The organism is Vibrio sp. E14 (assembly GCF_020515785.1).
In the GTDB taxonomy this organism is placed as follows: domain Bacteria; phylum Pseudomonadota; class Gammaproteobacteria; order Enterobacterales; family Vibrionaceae; genus Vibrio; species Vibrio diabolicus.
In genome coordinates, this window is sequence record NZ_JAHPJI010000016.1 from 1 (window position 1) to 2,769 (window position 2,769).

At 46.5% G+C, this 2,769-nt stretch carries 2 protein-coding genes; both read right to left on the bottom strand.

All coding sequences use genetic code 11. The annotated features are described in order from the left end of the window. Nucleotides 1-154: 154 nt before the first annotated feature. Nucleotides 155-2,254 (bottom strand): elongation factor G, encoded by a 2,100-nt coding sequence (gene fusA, locus LIX84_RS22230; protein ID WP_005397643.1) that lies wholly within the window; start codon nt 2,252-2,254, stop codon nt 155-157. 75 nt (nt 2,255-2,329) lie between these two features. Further along, the gene (rpsG, locus tag LIX84_RS22235; RefSeq protein WP_081007955.1) at nt 2,330-2,767 is read right to left on the bottom strand and encodes a 30S ribosomal protein S7; all 438 of its coding nucleotides are present in this window, start codon (nt 2,765-2,767) and stop codon (nt 2,330-2,332) included. Nucleotides 2,768-2,769: the final 2 nt, after the last annotated feature.

A 2,769-nucleotide genomic window follows, 5' to 3' on the forward strand; every position in this document is an offset into this window, starting at 1 on the left:
CGATCGTGTTCCTTCCTAGTTATGATTCGTCGTGATCATTATTGATCGACGACGCGCCAGAAATTGTTATTTTATGCGCCAACGCCCGTTAGCGCAATATTTGGACGCCCTGATCTCGCAAAAAGTCGTAAACTTTTTGTAGTTCAATCGTCAATTAGTAACCACGCTCTGCAATAATTTTATCTGCGAAGTTTTTCGGCACTTCAGCGTACTCGTGAAACTCCATAGAGTAAGACGCACGGCCTTGAGTTGCAGAACGTAGATCAGTTGCGTAACCGAACATTTCAGATAGTGGTACTTGAGCACGGATGATCTTAAGACCAGCCACACCTTCGTCCATGCCTTCAATGATACCGCGACGACGGTTTAGGTCACCAACAACGTCACCCATCCAGTCTTCCGGAGTGGTTACTTCGACATTCATCATTGGTTCTAGAATCACAGGTTGTGCTTCTAGTGCACCTTTCTTGAATGCCATCGAGCCAGCGATCTTAAACGCCATCTCGCTTGAGTCTACATCGTGGTAAGAACCATCAAATAGTGTAGCTTTAATATCTAGTACAGGGTAACCCGCTAGAACACCACTATTCATTTGTTCCTCGATACCTTTCGATACCGAACTGATGTATTCCTTAGGAATCACACCACCCACGATTTCGTCTACGAATACGAAACCTTCGCCAGGTTCAGAAGGCTCAAGTTTGACCCACACATGACCGTATTGACCACGACCACCTGATTGACGAACAAACTTACCTTCAACTTCCGCTTTACCACGAATGGTTTCACGGTAAGCAACCTGAGGTTTACCAACGTTACAATCAACGCTGAATTCACGCTTCATACGATCAACGATAATGTCTAGGTGAAGTTCACCCATACCTGAGATCAGAGTCTGACCTGATTCGTCGTCCGTTTCCACGCGGAATGATGGATCTTCCGCAGCCAGTTTACCTAGCGCGATAGCCATTTTCTCTTGGTCTGCCTTAGAACGAGGTTCTACAGCAATCTGAATAACTGGTTCAGGGAACTCCATGCGCTCTAGAATCACTTTGTGGTTCTGATCACACAGTGTGTCACCTGTTGTTACGTCTTTCAGACCGATAGCAGCAGCGATATCACCAGCGCGAACTTCTTTCACTTCTTCACGCTTATTCGCATGCATCTGAACGATACGACCGAAACGCTCTTTCTTCTCTTTGACAGAGTTGTAAACAGCGTCGCCGGAGTTTACAACACCAGAGTAAACACGCATGAACGTTAGCGTACCCACGAATGGGTCAGTCGCGATCTTAAATGCTAGCGCAGAGAATGGTTCGTTGTCGTCAGCGTGACGCTCAACTTCATTTTCTCTTTCGTCAACACCTTTAATTGCAGGTACGTCAACTGGCGATGGCAAGAACTCGATCACTGCATCTAGTACCGCTTGAACACCTTTGTTCTTAAACGCACTACCACAAGTGGCCAATACGATTTCGTTGTTTAGTGTACGAGTACGTAGAGCTTGTTTGAGCTCAGCTTCAGTCAATTCACCTTCTTCAAGGTACTTATCCATCAGCTCTTCGCTAGCTTCAGCAGCGGATTCAACCATGTGGTTGCGCCACTCTTCAGCAAGTTCGATCATGTCAGCTGGGATGTCTTCGTAAGTAAACGAAGTGCCTTGATCGGCTTCATTCCAGTTGATCATCTTCATCTTGATAAGGTCGATGACACCTCTGAACTCATCTTCTGCACCAACGTTCAGTTGGATTGGAACAGGGTTCGCACCAAGACGATTTTTAATTTGGTCCACAACGCGTAGGAAGTCTGCGCCCGCACGGTCCATCTTGTTTACAAATACCAAACGTGGAACGTGGTATTTGTCTGCTTGACGCCATACAGTTTCAGACTGAGGTTCAACACCAGATGAGCCACAGAACACAACCACAGCACCATCAAGTACACGAAGAGAACGCTCTACTTCGATAGTAAAGTCAACGTGTCCAGGGGTATCAATGATGTTTACGCGATGCTCAGGGAACTGTGCTTCCATACCACGCCAGAATGTAGTAGTCGCAGCGGATGTGATAGTGATACCACGTTCCTGCTCCTGCTCCATCCAGTCCATGGTTGCTGCACCATCGTGAACTTCGCCGATTTTGTGAGAAAGGCCAGTGTAGAACAGAATACGCTCAGTTGTGGTTGTTTTTCCTGCATCTACGTGAGCACAGATACCGATATTACGGTAGCGCTCAATAGGAGTTTTACGAGCCACGATTGTATCCTCTTACTAAGGTGTACCTTAGAGTATAGAAAAGTGCTGCGAGAGAACCTCGCAGCACAGAAGGTATTACCAGCGGTAATGAGCGAACGCTTTGTTTGCGTCAGCCATGCGGTGAACGTCTTCACGTTTCTTAACCGCAGTACCTTTGTTCTCAGACGCGTCTAGCATTTCAGCTGCTAGGCGTTGAGCCATAGATTTTTCACCACGCTTGCGCGCAGCTTCAACCAACCAACGCATAGCAAGTGCGTTACGGCGAACCGGACGTACTTCTACAGGTACTTGGTAAGTTGAACCACCAACACGGCGAGATTTAACCTCTACCGCTGGGCGTACGTTTTCAAGAGCTTCTTCAAAAATAGCTAAGTGGTCTTTACCAGACTTTTCAGCCATAGCATCTAGTGCAGTGTAAACGATTTTCTCTGCAGTAGATTTTTTACCGTCAACCATTAGGATGTTAACGAATTTTGCCAGCAATTCAGATTTGAATTTTGGATCTGGAAGGATCT